Source organism: Hymenobacter persicinus, from assembly GCF_004167665.1.
GTDB classification, from domain to species: Bacteria; Bacteroidota; Bacteroidia; order Cytophagales; family Hymenobacteraceae; genus Hymenobacter; species Hymenobacter persicinus.
In genome coordinates this window covers 156943-173523 of record NZ_SEWE01000004.1, presented here as the reverse complement: position 1 = coordinate 173523, position 16581 = coordinate 156943, and the positions used below count along the sequence as shown (strand labels likewise).

Sequence of the window (16581 nt, the reverse complement as noted above, 5' to 3'; positions counted from 1 at the left end):
TTTGTCCCCGCGCCGCCGGCCAGGTCCCAATCCGGTGCGGGGTGCCCAACTCACCGGCAAATCCGTATCTTTCCGTACGCCAACTTCTACCTTCGAACCCCCGCATGCGCTTTTCTCACTTCCTGCTGCTGGCCGGCCTGAGCGCCGCAGCTAGCCCGCCCGCGCTGGCCACGGCCGGTCCGCCCCCGCGCGCCACGGCCACCGTGCGCAAGCACCTGATTTATTTCACCAACAAAGCCGGCACGCCCTTCAGCCTGAGCCAGCCCCAGGCATTTCTGTCGGCCCGGGCCCTGGCGCGCCGCACCCGGCAGGGCATTGCCCTCAAGCCCCGCGACCTGCCGGTGAACCCGGCCTACGTGGCCCAGGTGAAAGCCGTGGCAGGAGTCCGGGTCTGGTACACGTCCCGCTGGTTTAACGCCGCGGTGGTATCCTGCGACTCCACCACGCTGGCCTCCATCCGTACGCTGAGCTGCGTACAGGGCGCCCAGACGCTGAACCGCGGCCAGAACGCGCCCCGCCACCCCGATCCGGAAACCTCCACTGCGCCCGCCCAGCGCCCGGCCTCGGCTGCTGATTACGGGACGGCCTTCGGGCAGGCTCAGATGATTGGGGCCGTGAGCATGCACAGCGCCGGCTTCCGTGGGGAAGGCATGCAGGTAGCCGTCTTCGACGCGGGTTTCCCCGGGGTCAACCAGATGGCCGTGTTTGCGCCCCTGTTTCAGGAGCAGCGCATTGCCAGTACCTTCAACTTTGTGGATAAGACGGCCGACGTGTACCAGCGCAACGACCACGGCACGCTCTGCCTCTCCACGCTGGCCGGCAACCAGCCGGGTACCTACCTGGGTACCGCGCCCAAGGCCACGTACCGGCTGTTTATCACCGAGGACATCAACTCCGAGCACCCCGTGGAAGAAGCTAACTGGCTCGTGGCGGCCGAGTACGCCGACTCGGCTGGGGTAGATGTTATCAGCTCCTCGCTGGGCTACAACACCTTTGACGCGCCCTCCACGGACTACACCTACGCCGATATGAACGGGCGTACGGCCATTGCTTCCCGCGCCGCCGTAACGGCCGCCCGGGTGGGCATGCTAGTCGTCAACAGCGCCGGCAACGAAGGCAACTCCGGCTGGCACTACATCACGGCCCCCGCCGATGCCGACTCGGTGCTGACCGTGGGCGCCGTCACAGCCCAGCGCGAGCACGCCTCGTTCAGTTCTTACGGCCCCACTGCCGACGGCCGCATCAAGCCCAACATGGTGGCCCAGGGCCAGGCGGCGGCCATCGTGTATCCTTCGGGCGCGGTGGGCACCGGCAACGGCACCTCGTTTGCCTGCCCGATCATGGCCGGCATGGCCACCGGCTTCTGGCAGTCGAGCCCCGCACTTAAGGTCCAGGAAGTGATTCGCTACCTGCAAAGCGCCGGCTCCCAGGCCACCAGCCCCGATAATACCCTGGGCTACGGCATTCCCAGCTTCGTGACGGCCTACAACCTGGCCCACCCCAACAACCCGCTGGCCTCGGCTGGGGCCGCCGCCGCCGAACCCCTGGGCGTGTACCCTAACCCCAGCCGCGGGGAAGAGCTGCACCTGCACCTGAGCTCCGCGCTACGTATGGCCCCCGCGCTATACGTGCGCATCTTCGACGCCCGCGGTACGCTCGTGCGGGAGCTCCAGCTCAACGCCGCCGGTACGGCCGACGTGGCCCTGCCCACCGGCCCGCTGGCCCGGGGCATGTACACCTGCGTGGTCGGCTCGGCCCGCACCCAGCAAACGGTGCGCTTTGTGCGGCTGTAGGCGGCTTTTGCTGAGCTGATTAGGCTTGCCAAAAAAGGGGGAAGGTCAGCCGGCTGATTTTCTCCCTTTTTTCGTTTTACTTCGCACTAATTCCAACCATATTAGTGTTGGGAATGGGGCAATACACCGCCCTTGTTTCCTGTTTCCCCTTTTTACCCTAAGTTGACAGTATGTTGCAGCTCATGATTACTAAGCGCATTGGCCGCCGCCAGTTTCACTTCACCGTGCAGGGTCCTAATCTGCACGAAGTGGTGGCCGAATACGACCGGCTCAGCTTTCCCGACGTGCAGGCCTGCGGACTGTGCGGCTCCGATAATCTGGACCTCTCGTCGCGCCTGGCGCAGGACAAGTTTAAGTACACGTCCGTGAAGTGCCTGGACTGCCGCGGGGATGTCACGTTTGGCAAAACCCAGAAGGATGACCAGACCTATTTCCTGCGCCGCAAGGATAATGGGGAGCTCGACTGGCAGGCCTGGAAAAAGCCCGCCGAAGTGAAGTAATTGCTGCCCCGGGGCAAGCCGCTCCTGCTAGTTTGAACCAAGCCCTTTGCTGCGCCGCGGCAAAGGGCTTTTTCGCGGCGGGCCCCGCCGGTAGCCGAGCGGTAAGCCTTCGGCGCGACTTAGGCCGGCGGAAACCGGCAGCAGGGGGCGGGGGGGCAGAAAAAAGGGCGGCGGACTCCCGGGGACGCCATACCAAAACCTGCCGGCCAAAGCGTTACCTTCGCCCTATGAACCCGACCCGACGCATGGCCCCGCTGCTGGCTCCCTCGCTGCTTGCCGCCGACTTTGGCAACCTCCAATCCGAAACCCAACGCCTGGCTTCCAGCGCCGCCGACTGGCTGCACTGCGACATTATGGACGGCCGCTTCGTGCCCAATATTTCTTTCGGCATTCCCGTGTTGCAGGCCATTCACCGGCACGCCCAGCAGCCGCTGGACGTGCACCTGATGATTGAGGAGCCCCAGCACTACATAGCCGCGTTCCGCGACGCGGGCGCCGCTAATATTACCGTGCACTACGAGGCCTGCGTACACCTGCACCGCGTGATTCAGCAGATCAAGGCCCTGGGCTGCCGGGCCGGGGTGGCGCTGAACCCACACACCCCGGTGTCGGTGCTTTCCGACATCGCCGCCGACCTGGACCTGGTGTGCGTGATGTCGGTGAATCCGGGCTTCGGCGGGCAGTCTTTTATTCCCAACACCCTGCGCAAGGTGGCCGAGCTCAAGGAGCTCTTGGTCGACAACGGCTCGGAGGCCCTGATTGAAATCGACGGGGGCGTGAGCCTCGATAACGCCGGGGCCCTGGTGGAAGCCGGTGCCGACGTGCTGGTGGCCGGCAGCTTCGTGTTTAACTCCGCTGACCCAGTGCTGACCCTGGCCAACCTGCGGGCCCACCTAACGGCCACGCTCGCCGCCCAAGAATCCCGCTAATGCCGCGTTGCTACCTGAGTTGCTGGGCCCGCCGCGCCGGCTGGCTGGCCGCGTTTGTACTGCTGCTTTCCCTGCCCGTTGCCCGGGCCCAGCAGGTGGCCCGCGTCCTGGTCACGGGCACCGTGCGCGACGCCGCCGGCCAGCCCCTGGAGCTGGTGGGCGTGGGCGTGGAAGGCCAACCCGGCGGCACCAACACCGACAGCCGGGGCCGGTTTTCGCTCAGCGTGGCCCGGCCCGGCAGCGGCCGGGCGCCCGTGCTGGTAGCCCGCCGCCTGGGCTACGTAGCCGTGCGCCAGCCCCTGAACCTGGACAGCCCCGCGGACGTGACCCTGACGCTGGCCGCCGACAACCGGGCGCTGACCAACGTGACCATTCGCGGGCGCAACGACGAGGCCAACACCGGCGAGCAGGTCAGCATCACCCGCATCGACCCGCGCGCGGCCAAGGAGCTGCCCTCGGCCTTCGGCGACTTCAACGCGATTCTCAAAACCCTGCCCGGGGTGGTGTCCAACAGCGAGCTGAGCAGCACGTACTCGGTGCGCGGGGGCAACTACGACGAGAACCTGGTGTACGTGAACGGCATCGAGGTGTACCGCCCTTTTCTGATTACGGCCGCCCAGCAGGAGGGCCTGAGCTTCGTGAATCCCGACTTGGTGAGCAAGATTGAGTTTTCGAGCGGGGGCTGGCAGCCCAAGTACGGCGACAAGCTTTCCTCGGTGCTCAACATCGACTACAAGACGCCCGCCAAGTTCGGGGCCTCGGCCACGGGCAGCCTGGTGGGCGGCACCATGCACGTGGAAGCCACCTCGCCTAACAAGCGGGTGAGCTACCTGGCCGGCATCCGCTACAAAAACGCCACTTACGTGCTCCGCTCCCTCAAGCAGCAGCAGGGCGGCTACAACCCCACGTTCTACGACGGGCAGGCCTACGTCAACGCCGCGCTGGGCCCCCAGGATGACAAGGAGCGGACCAGTCTGAGCTTGCTGACCAGCTTTGCCCACAACGACTTTCGCCTCACGCCCGAATCCGGGGAGGCCACCTTCAGCACGTCCACGGCCCAGTTTACCCGCCTCTTTATCACCTACAAAGGCCGGGAGCGGATGCAGTACGACACCTACCAGGGCGGGCTAAGCCTCAAGCACAATTTCACCCGCAACCTGCAGGGCGAGCTGTTGGGCAGCGCCATGGTGTCGCGGGAACTGGAGTACCGCGACGAGGAAGCCAAGTACAGCTTTGCCGAAATCAACCGGGACCCCAACTCGCCCGACTTCAACAAGGCCGTGCGCCAGCGCAACGTGGGCTCCCGCTTCGACCACTCGCGCAACACGCTGCTGGCCCGGGTAGCCACGCTCGAAGCCCGGGGCCGCTGGACGCCGGGGCAGCGCCACACCGTGCGCGGGGGCCTCAAAGTCGGCCGCGAGCATATCGAGGACCAGCTCAACGAGTATAGCTTCATGGACTCGGCCGACTTTGTACCCGAGTACCGCCGCACCCGTCTCGTGTCGGACCTGGATTTAGCCAGCTACCGCGCCCAGGGCTACGTGCAGCACACGCTGGAGCTTGATTCCTTGCGCACGCTCACCTACGGGGTGCGCGGCAACTACTGGAGCACGAACGGGCAGCTCACGGTGAGTCCGCGGGTGCAGTACTCGTTTATGACCCGCCGCAACCCGGATCTGTCGTTTAAGCTGGCCACGGGCGTGTATTACCAGCCGCCGTTTTACCGGGAGCTGCGCAACCAGGCCGGGGGCACCCGGGCCACGCCCCAGAGCGCGCTCATGCAGCAGGCCACGCTCAACCCCGAGCTGCGCGCCCAACGCTCCCTGCACCTGATTGCCGGCACCGAGCTTCGCTTCCGCCAGTGGGAGCGGCCCTTCAAGCTCAGCTCCGAAGTGTACTACAAGTACCTGACCGACGTGGTGCCCTACGACATCGACAACGTGCGCCTGCGCTACTTCGCCAAGAACAACGCCACGGCCTACGCCGCCGGCCTCGACGCGCGGGTGAGCGGGGAGTTTGTCAAGGGCTCCGAGTCCTGGTTTAGCCTGGGCGTGCTGACCACGCGCGAAAACGTGGCTGGCGACTACACCATCACCCGTAACGCCCAGAACGATTCCATCGGCTTCGCGGAGAAAGGCTACATCCGCCGGCCCTCGGACCAGCGCCTCAACTTCGGGGTGTTCTTCCAGGACCAACTGCCCAACAACCCCACGGTGAAAGGCTACGTGAACCTGGTCTTCGGTACTGGCCTGCCCTTTAGCCCGCCCGGCAATCAGGAGCTGCGCGGCACCACCAAGCTGACCCGCTCCTACAAGCGCGTGGATCTGGGCTTTTCCAAGGTGCTGCTGCTCAGCAACCGACCCGAGGCCAGCCGCCGGCCTGGGCAGCTGGAAAGCCTGTGGGTGGGTCTGGAAATCCTGAACGTGCTGGAGGCCAACAACGTGGCGGGCTACAGCTACGTGCAGGACGTGAATGGCCGCACCTACGCCGTGCCCAACTACCTGTCGCAGCGCGTGGTGAATCTGCGCGTTATTGCCCGGTTCTAGGCCGAAGTCAGGAACTCAGGTTTCCGGAAATAAGATTCTGGGACTAGGCTAAAAAGCGTAATGCCCCGCAACTATCCAGTTGCGGGGCTCTTCTTTTAGATGGAAGACCTAACTCCTAATAGGCTTTGCTCTGCCACTCGGTCAGGGCCAGGCGCATGTTGGGGAGCTGGGTTTTGAAGTTGGTATCCTGCTTTTCGCCGAGCTTGATGGCCTTGCGGCCATAGACGATGGCCGTATCGTAGTCCTGCTTGGAAGCTAGTAGCCGGGCCTTGATCCAGGTGTTGGTGTAGGCTTCCTTGAGCCGGATCGACTCGTTGATGTAGCGCAGCGCCAGCTCCGACTCGAGGTTGTTCTGCACCAAGTAGTCGGCGGCCTGGGCCAGCAGCTGCCAGTTCTGGGGCTGGGCGGCGATGGTCTGCTCGATGGTGGCCAGCACCTTGGTATGCACGTCCGTCTCGACCAGCACGCTCACGGTGCGCTTTTCCCAAGTCAGGTTCAGGCGGGCACTGGCGGGCTTGAGTTCGGAAAACCAGAACAGCAGGTTCTCGTGCATGGCCGCCGATTCGGGCGAGGCCGTCAGCCGGAGCTGGTCGTCCTTGGCGTCGTAGCCCTCGGCGCCCCAGTGCGTGGTTACGCGGTTGAGCACCACTTCCCAGTCCCGGTTTTCGTGGGGCACCACGTAGTAGGAATAGCGTCCGGCCGGCACGGCCTGGCCGTTGAGCACCACCGGGTCGGCAAAGGAAATGATGGTATTCTCGTTGGCCCCGGCCCGCCACACCTGGTCGTAGGGAACGAGGCTGCCCCAGATGGCGCGGTTGCGCACGCTGGGCGAGTGATAATCGAGTACCACCTCGGTCAGGCCCACCGTTTGCTGCACCACCGCGTGGGGACTTACCTGGGGCAGGGCCAGCTGCTGCTGCTCGGCGTGGCTTTGGGCCCGGGCCGGCGGGGCAGTGAAAAAACCAAGGGAAACACTGCCGGCGAAAACCAGGGCAGAAAGGCGAATAAAGCGCATAGGAGGGAAGTAAGGCCGAAGCTAGGCGGGAGGTCCGCGCCGCGCCGGCACCCCGAAACAATGGTGCCAAAAGCCCGGTGGGCTAGAAAACGTGCCCGCAAAGGTCCGGGTTTTCAGGATTTTTTACCCGGTAAAATTTTGTTCCCGTTCCGCTGCTCGTACATTTGCCCCAGCAATTCGCCTCCATGACCTTCGTCGCGCCCCTTTTCCGCACCCGCCCTCAAGCCGCCGCCCCCTCCGGGAGCGTTGCCGCTGGCTGGCTGCGCGCGGCGCACCATCATGTGCACGGCCACCATTCCTCTTAGTAGAGGAATGAACGCAGCATATCGTCCCCGTTGGGCGCACCGCTAAGCCGGTAGCCCGGCCGCCCCAGAGGGTGGCCCGACCGCTTTTTGCCGCTTTTTCCGCCGCAACGGTCCTGTTTCCCGTAACCAGCTTCTTCCCAACCGCCAGCCTGCCCCGGGCCGCGCTGCGCTTTTTTTAGGTAATTCCATGATTCGTTTAGCCATTCAGAAGTCGGGCCGCCTGAGCGAGGACTCGCTCAACCTCATCCGCGAGTGCGGCATCTCCTTCGTCAGCAGCACCTACAAGCTCAAAACCGAAGCCACCAACTTCCCCCTCGAAATCCTGTTCCTGCGCGACGACGACATTCCCGGCTACGTGCAGGACGGCGTGGCCGACTTAGGGATTGTGGGCCAGAACGTGCTGGTGGAAGCCGGCTTTCCGAGCCTGGAAGTCGAAACCCTGGGCTTCAGCAAGTGCCGCCTCTCGCTGGCCGTGCTCCGCAACGAGCCCTACCGCTCGGTGGCCGATTTGCAGGGCAAAAACATTGCTACCTCGTACCCCGAAATCCTGGGCCGCTACCTGGCCGGCGAAGGGGTGCAGGCCAATCTGCACACCATCAGCGGCTCGGTGGAAATTGCGCCCAGCATCGGCCTGGCCGACGCCATCTGCGACATCGTGTCCTCGGGGTCCACGCTGCTGGGCAACGGCCTGCGCGAAGTGGAAACCGTGTTTCGCTCCGAGGCCGTGCTGATTGCCAACCAGAACCTGAGCGCCGAAAAGCGGGAGCTGCTCGCCCAGCTACAGTTCCGGATGCAGGCCGTGCGCCGGGCCCGCCGCAACAAGTACATCCTGCTCAACGCCCCCGTAGCGGCCCTCGACGCGGTGAAGGCTCTGCTGCCCGGCATCAAGTCGCCCACCGTGACGCCCCTGGCCGAAACGGGCTGGGTGTCGGTGCAGTCGGTGGTCAACGAGGACGACTTCTGGCACATCACCGGCCAGCTCAAAGCCGTGGGTGCCGAAGGCATCCTGGTGCTCCCAATCGAGAAGATGATTTCGTAGGTGGTTTTCGGGGAGGGCGTCGGAGCCCAGAGCAGTGGTTGCCAGGTAAGGCCGCTGCAACGCCCAAGTCCCACCCGCCACCTGCCCGGTCCCTAAGTTTCCCAGACCCCAACCAGATGCAAATCTTTCAATATCCCAATCAGCCGGAATGGGCGGCGCTCCAGCAGCGGGCCGCCGCCGCCGAGGCCCACGAGGTGGCCCAGCGGGTGGAGCAGATCTTCACCGACGTGCGCCAGCGCGGCGACGCGGCCCTGCTCGACTACGCCCACCGCTTCGACGGGGCCGACCTGGGGGCCACCGGCCTGCGCGTGACGCCCCAGGAGCTGGAGGCCGCCGCGGCCCAGGTGCCGGCGGCGCTGCAAACCGCCATTCGTCAGGCCCACGCCAACATCCGCCGCTTCCACGAAGTGCAGCGTCCCGCCGAGGAGCGGGTGGAAACCATGCCGGGGGTGCTGTGCTGGCGCCGGGCCGTGCCCGTGCAGCGCGTGGGACTCTACATTCCCGGCGGCACAGCGCCCCTGTTCAGCACCCTGCTGATGCTGGGCGTACCGGCCCGGCTGGCGGGGTGCCCCGAGGTGGTGCTGTGCACGCCGCCCCAGGCCGACGGCTCGGTGAACCCCACCATTCTGTTCACGGCCCAGCTGCTGGGCATCACGACGATCATCAAGGCGGGCGGGGCCCAGGCCGTGGCCGCCCTGAGCGGGGGCACGGCGTCGGTGCCGGCCGTCGACAAGATTTTCGGCCCCGGCAACCGCTACGTGACGGCCGCCAAGCAGCTGGCCACCCGCTACGGCGTGGCCATCGACATGCCGGCGGGCCCTTCGGAAGTGCTGGTCATTGCCGACGAGACGGCCAACCCCGCTTTCGTGGCCGCCGACCTGCTCAGCCAGGCCGAGCACGGCCCCGACTCCCAGGTAATCCTGCTGTCGGACTCGCTGGCGGTGCTCGAAGCCACCAAGGTCGAGGTGCAGCGTCAGCTGGCCACGCTGCCCCGGGCGGCGGTGGCGGCCCAGGCCCTGGAAGAAAGCCGGGCCATTCTGCTGCGCACGCCGGAAGAAATGCTGTTTTTCTCGAACCAGTACGCCCCCGAGCACCTGATTCTGGCCGTGAAAAACCCCGACCAGCTGGCCGGCGGCGTGACCAGCGCCGGCTCAGTGTTTCTGGGCCACCTGACCCCGGAGGCCGTGGGCGACTACGCCTCGGGCACCAACCACACGCTGCCCACCAACGGCTACGCCCACAACTACAGCGGGGTCTCGCTCGACTCGTTTCTGAAGAAAATTACCTTCCAGCGCCTTACCGCCGAGGGCCTGCACAGTCTGGGACCCATCGTCGAAACCATGGCCGAGGCCGAAGGGCTCAGCGCCCACGCCCGGGCCGTCACGCTCCGCCTCGACGCGCTGGCCGGCACCCCGGCCTGAGGCCGCCACTTACGTTGTTCACCCGCGCCCGCAGCGCGCCAACCCGTTTGCGTATTTCCCCCGCCATGTTTAATCTAGATTCGCTCGTTCGCCCCAACATCCGCGCCATGAAGCCCTACTCCTCGGCCCGCGACGAGTTTCAGGGTGAGGCCCGGGTGATGCTCGACGCCAACGAAAACAGCCTCGGCAGCGCCGGCCCGGACTCCTTTAACCGCTACCCCGACCCCCACCAGCGGGCCGTGAAGGCGGCCCTGGCCTCGCTGAAAGGCGTGTCTCCCGACCAACTCTTTCTGGGCAACGGTTCCGACGAGGCCATCGACCTGCTCGTGCGCCTGACCTGCGTGCCCGGCCAGGATAGTCTGCTGATTCTGCCGCCCACCTACGGCATGTACGAGGTGGCCGCCAACCTCAACGACGTGGGCATTGAGCGAGTCCCGCTCACGGCCGACTTCAAGGTCTCGCCGCAGGCCGTGGCGCAGATTCTGGCTTCCTCGGCCAAGCTCGTGTGGCTGTGTTCGCCCAACAACCCCACCGGCAACCTGCTACACGCCGCGGCCATGGAGCAAATCCTGCGCGGCTTCCGCGGGCTGGTAGTGGTGGACGAGGCCTACGCCGACTTCGCCGCGGCCCCGAGCTGGACGACCCGCCTGGCCGAGTTTCCCAACCTGGTGGTGCTGCAGACATTCTCCAAGGCCTGGGGGCTGGCCGGACTGCGCCTGGGCATGGCCTTCGCCGCGCCCGACATCATTGCCTACCTCAACAAGATCAAGCCGCCCTACAACGTATCGGAAGCCACCCAGCAGCACGCGCTGGCCGCCCTGGCCGATGCACCCCGGTTCGAGCAGATGCGCCGGGAGTTGCTCACCGGCCGCGCCTGGCTGGCTGAGCGGTTACCCGCACTGCCGATCGTGGAGCACGTTTTCCCGTCCGACGCCAACTTTCTACTCGTCCGTTTCCACCCCGACGCGACGGCCGTGTACGAGTACCTGCTCGACAAGGGCATCGTGGTACGCAACCGTACGACCCAGCCCGGCTGCGCCGGCACGCTCCGCCTGACGGTGGGCACGGCCACCGAAAACGAGCTGCTGCTGGCCGCGCTGCGGGAGTATCAGCCGGGCTAACGCACCTTCGCGTGGTTTGCCGCTCTCAGTTTTTTTACCGCTTCTTCCGCGCTGGTTTCGCCGGCGCTTTTTTACCCCATGAAAAAAGTACTCTTCATTGACCGCGACGGCACCATCCTGGTGGAGCCGCCAACGGATTTTCAGGTGGACGCCCTGACTCGGGACAAGTTTCAGTTTGTGCCCGGCGCCATCAGCGGGCTGGCCCGCATTGCCCGGGAGCTGGACTACGAGCTGGTGCTGGTCAGCAACCAGGACGGGCTGGGTACGGCGAGCTTCCCCGAGGCAACGTTCTGGCCCGCCCACACGCTGATGCTCGACATTCTGCGCTCGGAAGGGGTGGAGTTTGCGCGCGAGCACATCGACCGCAGCTTCCCCCACGACAACCTGCCCACCCGCAAGCCCGGCACCGGTATGCTGGGGCAGTATCTGAATACCCCGGATTACGACTTGGCCAACTCCTTCGTCATCGGCGACCGGCTCACCGACGTGGAGCTGGCCCAGAACCTGGGCTGCCAGGCCATCCTGATCCGGGCTGAGGCCGACGAGCGGGCCGCGCTGAGCACCACGAGCTGGGACGAGATATACCAATTCCTGCGTCTGCCCGCCCGCACGGCCGTAGTACAACGGGACACGAACGAAACCAAGATTCGCATCGAGCTCAACCTCGACGGGGCCGGCCGCCCGCGGATGAACACCGGGCTGGGCTTTTTCGACCACATGCTCGACCAGCTCAGCAAGCACTCCGGCGTCGATATGAAAATCGACGTGCAGGGCGACTTGCACATCGACGAGCACCACACCATCGAGGACACGGCCATTGCCCTGGGTGAAGCTTTCACCCTGGCTTTGGGCGACAAGCGCGGGCTGGCCCGCTACGGCTTTCTGCTGCCCATGGACGACGTGCTGGCCCAGGCGGCCATCGACTTTTCCGGCCGCCCCTGGCTGGTGTGGGACGCCGAGTTCAAGCGGGAGAAAATAGGGGATATGCCCTGCGAAATGTTTTACCATTTCTTCAAGAGCTTCGCCGACGCGGCCCGTTGCAACCTCAACATTAAAGCCGAAGGCCAGAACGAGCACCATAAGATAGAAGCCATTTTCAAAGCCGTGGCCAAGGCCATCAAAATGGCCCTGGTGCGGGATGCCGGCAAGATGGAGATACCCAGCACGAAAGGAATTTTGTAAGGCGGTAATACCTTACTCAAATGTTTTAACAATTGGGTAAGGTATGTCTGATAGCTGAAAAGTGTCCCTTGGCTTCATCCTTTGACAGCAACGGCAGGGTGCGCAGATCCAGCAAGTGCAAATGAGTTGCACTTATTAACAAATGAGTAAATACCTAGGCTTGCTCAAATGAACATAGCAGTTATCGATTACAAGGGTGGGAACGTGCAGTCCGTGTTGTTTGCCCTGGAGCGCCTGGGCGTGCAGGCCACGCTCACGGCCGACCACGCCACCATCCGGGCGGCCGACAAGATTCTGTTCCCCGGGGAAGGGGAAGCTTCGTCGGCCATGCGGGAGCTGCGCGCCCAAGGGTTAGACCAGCTGCTGCCCACCCTGACACAGCCGTTTCTGGGCATCTGCCTGGGCATGCAGCTGCTGGGCCGGCACAGCGAGGAAAACGACGTGGACCTGCTCGGCATTCTGCCCTTCGACGTGGTGCGGTTTCCGGCCGCGGCGGGCCTGAAGGTGCCCCATATGGGCTGGAACAACCTGCAGCAGCTTCGCTCCCCGCTGTTTGCCGGCCTGCGCGAAGAAGACTACGTGTATTTCGTGCACAGCTACTTCGCCCCGGTGGGGGACTACACCATTGCCCAGGCCGCTTACCCGGCCCCGTTCAGCGCCGCGGTCCAACACCAGAACTTTTACGCCGTGCAGTTTCATACCGAGAAGAGCGGCCCGGTCGGCACCCGGATTCTAGAAAACTTTCTGCGCCTGTAAGCTTCTTCTACCGGCGCCCGCCGCAATTCTGCTGCGCGCCAAACTTTCTGACTTCTTCCCATGGAAATAATCCCCGCCATCGACCTTATCAACGGCCAGTGCGTCCGGCTCACGGAAGGCGACTTCAGCCAGCAGACCACCTACGACGCGGACCCATTGGCCGTGGCCCAGCGCTTTGAGCAGCACGGCGTGCGCCGCCTCCACCTGGTCGACCTCGACGGGGCCCGGGCCCGGCGGCCGGTCAACCTGCCGGTGCTGGAACGTATTGCCCGCCATACCGGCCTGCGCATCGACTACGGCGGCGGCCTGCAGAGCGACGAGGCCCTGCAGCAAGCCTTCGACGCCGGGGCCGCCCAGGTGACGGCCGGTAGCATTGCCGTGCGCGAACCAGCGACGGTGCGAGGGTGGCTGCAGCGGTTTGGGGCGGAGCGGATTCTGCTCGGCGCCGACTTTCGCGACAACCACATTGCCATCAACGCCTGGGCGGAGCAGTCGGAGCGGACCCTGGCCGAGTTTGTGGGCGAGTACCTGGCGGCGGGCGCCACAACCTTTATCTGCACCGACGTAAGCAAGGACGGCAAGCTGCAGGGCCCCTCGCTGTCAACCTACGCCGGGCTCCGGGCCGAGCTGCCCGCCGCTGAGCTCGTGGCCAGCGGGGGCGTCACGACCCTGGCCGACGTGGAAGCCCTGGCTGCCTTGGGCATGCACGGCGCCATTATCGGCAAGGCCATCTACGAGGGCACGATCACCCTGGCCGAGCTCAAGCCCTGGCTGTAGGCTCGTTGTTCGTTTTGAACGGTTCGGTATTCGGGCGCTAAGTGCGCCTAGCTGACATCAACCTGAGACGAACGATGAACAACTGAAAACGCACAACGAACGACAACCCAATGCTCACCAAACGCATTATTCCCTGCCTCGACATCAAGGACGGCCGCACCGTGAAGGGCGTGCGCTTCGAGGGCCTGCGCGACGCCGGGGACCCGGTGGCGCTGGCCGCCCGCTACGCCCGCGAAGGCGCCGATGAGCTGGTCTTTCTCGACATCACGGCCACGAACCAGAAGCGCACCACGCTGATCCATTTGGTGCGCGACGTGGCCCGGGAGCTCGATATTCCCTTCACCGTGGGCGGGGGCATCGGCACGGTGGCCGACGTGGAAGCCCTGCTGCTCAACGGGGCCGACAAGGTCAGCCTCAACTCCGCGGCCCTGGCCCGGCCCGAGCTCATCGACGAGCTGGCCCGGCGCTTCGGCAGCCAGTGCATCGTGGTGGCCGCCGACACCCGTTTCCACGAACCCGACGGCTGGCAGATTTACACCCGGGCCGGCACCCACAACACCGGCCGCGACGCGGTGCAGTGGTGCCGGGAGGCCGCCGACCGGGGGGCGGGTGAGATTCTGCTCACCAGCATGAGCAACGACGGCACCAAGGACGGCTTCGCCCTCGACATCACCGGGGCCGTGAGCCGGGCCGTGTCCGTACCGGTGGTGGCCTCGGGCGGGGCCGGCTCGATGCAGGACTTTACCACCGTCTTCCAGCAGGCCCAGGCCGACGCCGGACTGGCGGCGAGCATCTTTCACTTCGGCGAAATCGGTATCCGGGCCCTGAAGGAACATTTGCGCCAGGACGGCATTCCGGTCCGTCTGTAGAGTTCGTTGTTCGTTGTCGGTTGTTCGTTATTAGACGAGGCCTCACTGAATAACGAGTAACCATAATCCCAAAACCACCCATGGAGCTGGACTTTAAAAAAATGGATGGCCTGCTGCCCGCCGTGGTGCAGGACGCCGATACGGGCCAGGTGCTGATGCTGGGCTACGTGAACGAGGAAGCCTGGCAGAAAACCCGGCAGCAGGGTCGGGTGACGTTCTTCTCCCGCTCCAAAAACCGGCTCTGGACCAAGGGTGAAACCTCGGGCAACTTCCTGACCGTGGTGAGCCTGCACCCCGACTGCGATGGCGACGCCATCCTGATCCGGGCCCGGCCCGACGGCCCAACCTGCCACCGCGGTACGGTCAGCTGCTTCGAGCAGACCGGGCAAACGGCCTATCCGACCGCGCCGGTGAGCTTTCTGGCCGAGCTGGAGCGCCTGGTGCAGCGCCGCCGCGACTTTCCCGCCGAGGAGCCCAAGTCCTACACTGTGTCCTTGTTTGCCAAGGGCATGCCCAAAATTGCCCAGAAAGTGGGCGAGGAGGCCGTCGAGGCCGTCATTGATGCCGTGGGCGGCAACGTGGAGGGCCTTAAGGGCGAAGCCGCCGATTTGCTTTACCACCTGCTGGTGCTGCTGGCCGCCTCGCAGATCACCCTGGAGGAAATAGTGGCGGTGCTCCGCCAGCGCCATTCCACGATTTCGGGTGGGGTGCGGCGGGAATAGACTTGCTGAGCAGGAATACCCCGAAACGCGGGGGGCGGACAGCTACCGTTGTCCGCCCCCCGCGTTTCTTTTCCAGCCGCTGTTCAGAAAGCATAGCCCACCTGCAGGCCATTGGCGGCGTAGAAATCCCAGAACCGCCGGGGGGTGGGAGCGAAGGAAAAGCTCCGCTGCTGGGCGGCTCCCAGCCCCAGAAAGACGTCGAGCAGGAAATGACGACCAAATACGTACTGCCCGCCCACCTGCACCTGCGGACAGAGCAGCAGGCGGGTACGGGTTTCGGCGGCGGACTGGGGGCGGGTGCCCTCTTCCCGCAGGCGGGCCAACCCCAGGCCCAGGCCCGCATACCAGCCCGAGAGCGGCTTGGGGTGCCGCCCGATATAGTAGCGCAGGTGGGCCGTCGCCTCGGCCTGCCGGACCCGGCGGGTGTAGGGAACGGTGTTCGGCCCGGGGCCCGGCAGGGAGTAAGATTCGCTGAACGTGCGGGCCCCGTAGCCCAGGCGGGCTTGCAGGGTCAGACGCGGCCGCAGCTGTCGTTCCAGGGCCAGGGTCGAGAGTTGGCCGTTGGCCGCCGTGGTGACGCCCAGCTTCAGGGAATTAGGTACGGGGGTGCCCGTGGAGTCGGGCGTGGGGCGGGCACCAGGCGGTAGCGCTGCGGGCAGGGCCAGCAGCAGGCTGATAAGGGAAGTGAGCATAGCGGATGAAGGGAGAAATAAGGGGCAAATAGCCGAACTACTCACTCCAACGCCCCGGCCGCCCAATCTGATATTGGTGCTCTAAAATATAGCGGCCCGTACCCGTCAGCCGGCCGCTGCCGCCGGCTCAGAACCGGTAGCCGAGCTGGAAGCCCGCGGCGGGCGTCGCTACCCAGGGGCGGCGCCCGGAGGGCAGCCGGCCCGGGAGTTTGTTCATATCCAGGCCCAGGAAGGTGTCGAGCAGAAAGCGCTGGCCCAGGGCCCACTGCCGGCCCAGCCGCAACTGGGGCTGCACCGCCAGGCGGTGGGTGGTGAAGCCCGCCGGCTGGGTGGTCGACGTGCTAAAGGAATAGCTATAGGTGGTGTTTAGACCCAGCCCGGCGTACCAGCCAATCAGGGCGGGGGTGCGGCGCTGAAAATAGTAGCGCGCCTGCAGCTGACCCATCACTTGCCGGGTGCGCTGGTAATAGGAGTAGTCCGTGACGGAATTATCATCGTTGACGTAGCTGTAGCCGCCGCGCCAGGTCGAGCCGTTGTAGCTCCCACCGGTTTCCAGGCTCAGGTGGCGGCCCAGGGCCCATTCGTAGCCCAGCGTGGGGCGCTGACCGGTGTAATTGGAGCTTTGCAGCCCCAGCTTAATAGCGTGGGCGCGGCCGGTTCGGGCGGGGGCCGCGGTGGTATCGGGTTGGGTGGTTGGGGTAGTGCGGGGAGCCGCCAGAGCGGGCAGCGTGCCCAGGCTGAGCAGCAGGCCGCCGGCAAGAGTTGGGATAAGCATAACGAAGTTGGGTAAGCGAGTTAGGAAGGAGCTACTGCTGCTAGAGAGTGCCGCGGGCCGGCCGCGGGTTGTCAGCCGGGGTCGGCAAATTGCGGGAGCCGGCCCCGGACGGGGAAATAGTTGCTAATTTGCGCCCCGA

At 65.1% G+C, this 16581-nt stretch carries 15 protein-coding genes; 12 read left to right on the top strand and 3 right to left on the bottom strand.

Annotation, left to right across the window (positions count from 1 at the left end; genetic code table 11):
- Positions 1-104: 104 nt before the first annotated feature.
- The 4 genes from EWM57_RS03440 to EWM57_RS03425 all read left to right on the top strand — a co-directional run bounded on the left by EWM57_RS03440 (position 105) and on the right by EWM57_RS03425 (position 5768).
- Complete coding sequence (locus tag EWM57_RS03440) at positions 105-1793, top strand: S8 family serine peptidase (protein ID WP_129919732.1); 1689 nt, start codon at positions 105-107, stop codon at positions 1791-1793.
- 182 nt (positions 1794-1975) lie between these two features.
- Positions 1976-2293, top strand: a complete 318-nt coding sequence (locus tag EWM57_RS03435) for a hypothetical protein (protein WP_165370395.1) — start codon at positions 1976-1978, stop codon at positions 2291-2293.
- A 245-nt stretch (positions 2294-2538) separates the two neighbouring features.
- On the top strand, positions 2539-3222 hold the full coding sequence (gene rpe, locus EWM57_RS03430) for a ribulose-phosphate 3-epimerase (RefSeq protein ID WP_129919763.1): 684 nt from the start codon (positions 2539-2541) through the stop codon (positions 3220-3222).
- Entirely contained in the window at positions 3222-5768 is a 2547-nt protein-coding gene (locus tag EWM57_RS03425; protein ID WP_129919730.1) for a TonB-dependent receptor, read from the top strand. Before rpe ends, EWM57_RS03425 begins: the two co-directional genes overlap by 1 nt.
- A 115-nt stretch (positions 5769-5883) precedes the next feature.
- Here EWM57_RS03425 and EWM57_RS03420 read toward each other — a convergent pair whose 3' ends face one another.
- Positions 5884-6783: a DUF2911 domain-containing protein gene (locus EWM57_RS03420; RefSeq protein ID WP_129919729.1), complete on the bottom strand. Its 900-nt coding sequence runs from the start codon at positions 6781-6783 to the stop codon at positions 5884-5886.
- 492 nt (positions 6784-7275) lie between these two features.
- Here EWM57_RS03420 and hisG point away from each other — a divergent pair, with 492 nt between their 5' ends.
- From hisG to hisIE, 8 genes are all read left to right on the top strand, one after another.
- Positions 7276-8127 carry an ATP phosphoribosyltransferase gene (gene hisG, locus EWM57_RS03415; RefSeq protein WP_129919728.1) on the top strand — a complete coding sequence of 284 codons (852 nt, stop codon included), beginning with the start codon at positions 7276-7278 and terminating at the stop codon, positions 8125-8127.
- Positions 8128-8243: 116 nt separating this feature from the next.
- Positions 8244-9548, top strand: coding sequence for a histidinol dehydrogenase (gene hisD, locus EWM57_RS03410; RefSeq protein WP_129919727.1), 1305 nt, complete (start codon positions 8244-8246; stop codon positions 9546-9548).
- A gap of 65 nt (positions 9549-9613) precedes the next feature.
- Positions 9614-10669, top strand: a complete 1056-nt coding sequence (gene hisC, locus EWM57_RS03405; protein WP_129919726.1) for a histidinol-phosphate transaminase — start codon at positions 9614-9616, stop codon at positions 10667-10669.
- Positions 10670-10747: 78 nt separating this feature from the next.
- On the top strand, positions 10748-11851 hold the full coding sequence (gene hisB, locus EWM57_RS03400; protein WP_129919725.1) for a bifunctional histidinol-phosphatase/imidazoleglycerol-phosphate dehydratase HisB: 1104 nt from the start codon (positions 10748-10750) through the stop codon (positions 11849-11851).
- Positions 11852-12019: 168 nt separating this feature from the next.
- Complete coding sequence (gene hisH / locus EWM57_RS03395; protein ID WP_129919724.1) at positions 12020-12607, top strand: imidazole glycerol phosphate synthase subunit HisH; 588 nt, start codon at positions 12020-12022, stop codon at positions 12605-12607.
- A gap of 60 nt (positions 12608-12667) precedes the next feature.
- Positions 12668-13384 carry a 1-(5-phosphoribosyl)-5-[(5-phosphoribosylamino)methylideneamino]imidazole-4-carboxamide isomerase gene (hisA, locus tag EWM57_RS03390; RefSeq protein ID WP_129919723.1) on the top strand — a complete coding sequence of 239 codons (717 nt, stop codon included), beginning with the start codon at positions 12668-12670 and terminating at the stop codon, positions 13382-13384.
- Positions 13385-13494: 110 nt separating this feature from the next.
- Positions 13495-14253, top strand: coding sequence for an imidazole glycerol phosphate synthase subunit HisF (gene hisF, locus EWM57_RS03385; protein WP_129919722.1), 759 nt, complete (start codon positions 13495-13497; stop codon positions 14251-14253).
- 80 nt (positions 14254-14333) lie between these two features.
- Positions 14334-14975: a bifunctional phosphoribosyl-AMP cyclohydrolase/phosphoribosyl-ATP diphosphatase HisIE gene (gene hisIE / locus EWM57_RS03380; RefSeq protein ID WP_129919721.1), complete on the top strand. Its 642-nt coding sequence runs from the start codon at positions 14334-14336 to the stop codon at positions 14973-14975.
- Positions 14976-15058: 83 nt separating this feature from the next.
- Here hisIE and EWM57_RS03375 read toward each other — a convergent pair whose 3' ends face one another.
- Both EWM57_RS03375 and EWM57_RS03370 read right to left on the bottom strand, forming a co-directional pair.
- Positions 15059-15667 carry a DUF3575 domain-containing protein gene (locus EWM57_RS03375; RefSeq protein ID WP_129919720.1) on the bottom strand — a complete coding sequence of 203 codons (609 nt, stop codon included), beginning with the start codon at positions 15665-15667 and terminating at the stop codon, positions 15059-15061.
- 127 nt (positions 15668-15794) lie between these two features.
- Complete coding sequence (locus EWM57_RS03370; protein ID WP_129919719.1) at positions 15795-16442, bottom strand: DUF3575 domain-containing protein; 648 nt, start codon at positions 16440-16442, stop codon at positions 15795-15797.
- Positions 16443-16581 lie beyond the last annotated feature (139 nt).

What these genes read in the sequence shown, in the direction of transcription:
- EWM57_RS03440 (WP_129919732.1), top strand. Translation starts at nt 105, where the DNA reads ATGCGCTTTTCTCACTTCCTGCTGCTGGCCGGCCTGAGCGCCGCAGCT.
- EWM57_RS03435 (WP_165370395.1), top strand. Translation starts at nt 1,976, where the DNA reads ATGATTACTAAGCGCATTGGCCGCCGCCAGTTTCACTTCACCGTGCAG.
- rpe (WP_129919763.1), top strand. Translation starts at nt 2,539, where the DNA reads ATGGCCCCGCTGCTGGCTCCCTCGCTGCTTGCCGCCGACTTTGGCAAC.
- EWM57_RS03425 (WP_129919730.1), top strand. Translation starts at nt 3,222, where the DNA reads ATGCCGCGTTGCTACCTGAGTTGCTGGGCCCGCCGCGCCGGCTGGCTG.
- EWM57_RS03420 (WP_129919729.1), bottom strand. Translation starts at nt 6,783, where the DNA reads ATGCGCTTTATTCGCCTTTCTGCCCTGGTTTTCGCCGGCAGTGTTTCC.
- hisG (WP_129919728.1), top strand. Translation starts at nt 7,276, where the DNA reads ATGATTCGTTTAGCCATTCAGAAGTCGGGCCGCCTGAGCGAGGACTCG.
- hisD (WP_129919727.1), top strand. Translation starts at nt 8,244, where the DNA reads ATGCAAATCTTTCAATATCCCAATCAGCCGGAATGGGCGGCGCTCCAG.
- hisC (WP_129919726.1), top strand. Translation starts at nt 9,614, where the DNA reads ATGTTTAATCTAGATTCGCTCGTTCGCCCCAACATCCGCGCCATGAAG.
- hisB (WP_129919725.1), top strand. Translation starts at nt 10,748, where the DNA reads ATGAAAAAAGTACTCTTCATTGACCGCGACGGCACCATCCTGGTGGAG.
- hisH (WP_129919724.1), top strand. Translation starts at nt 12,020, where the DNA reads ATGAACATAGCAGTTATCGATTACAAGGGTGGGAACGTGCAGTCCGTG.
- hisA (WP_129919723.1), top strand. Translation starts at nt 12,668, where the DNA reads ATGGAAATAATCCCCGCCATCGACCTTATCAACGGCCAGTGCGTCCGG.
- hisF (WP_129919722.1), top strand. Translation starts at nt 13,495, where the DNA reads ATGCTCACCAAACGCATTATTCCCTGCCTCGACATCAAGGACGGCCGC.
- hisIE (WP_129919721.1), top strand. Translation starts at nt 14,334, where the DNA reads ATGGAGCTGGACTTTAAAAAAATGGATGGCCTGCTGCCCGCCGTGGTG.
- EWM57_RS03375 (WP_129919720.1), bottom strand. Translation starts at nt 15,667, where the DNA reads ATGCTCACTTCCCTTATCAGCCTGCTGCTGGCCCTGCCCGCAGCGCTA.
- EWM57_RS03370 (WP_129919719.1), bottom strand. Translation starts at nt 16,442, where the DNA reads ATGCTTATCCCAACTCTTGCCGGCGGCCTGCTGCTCAGCCTGGGCACG.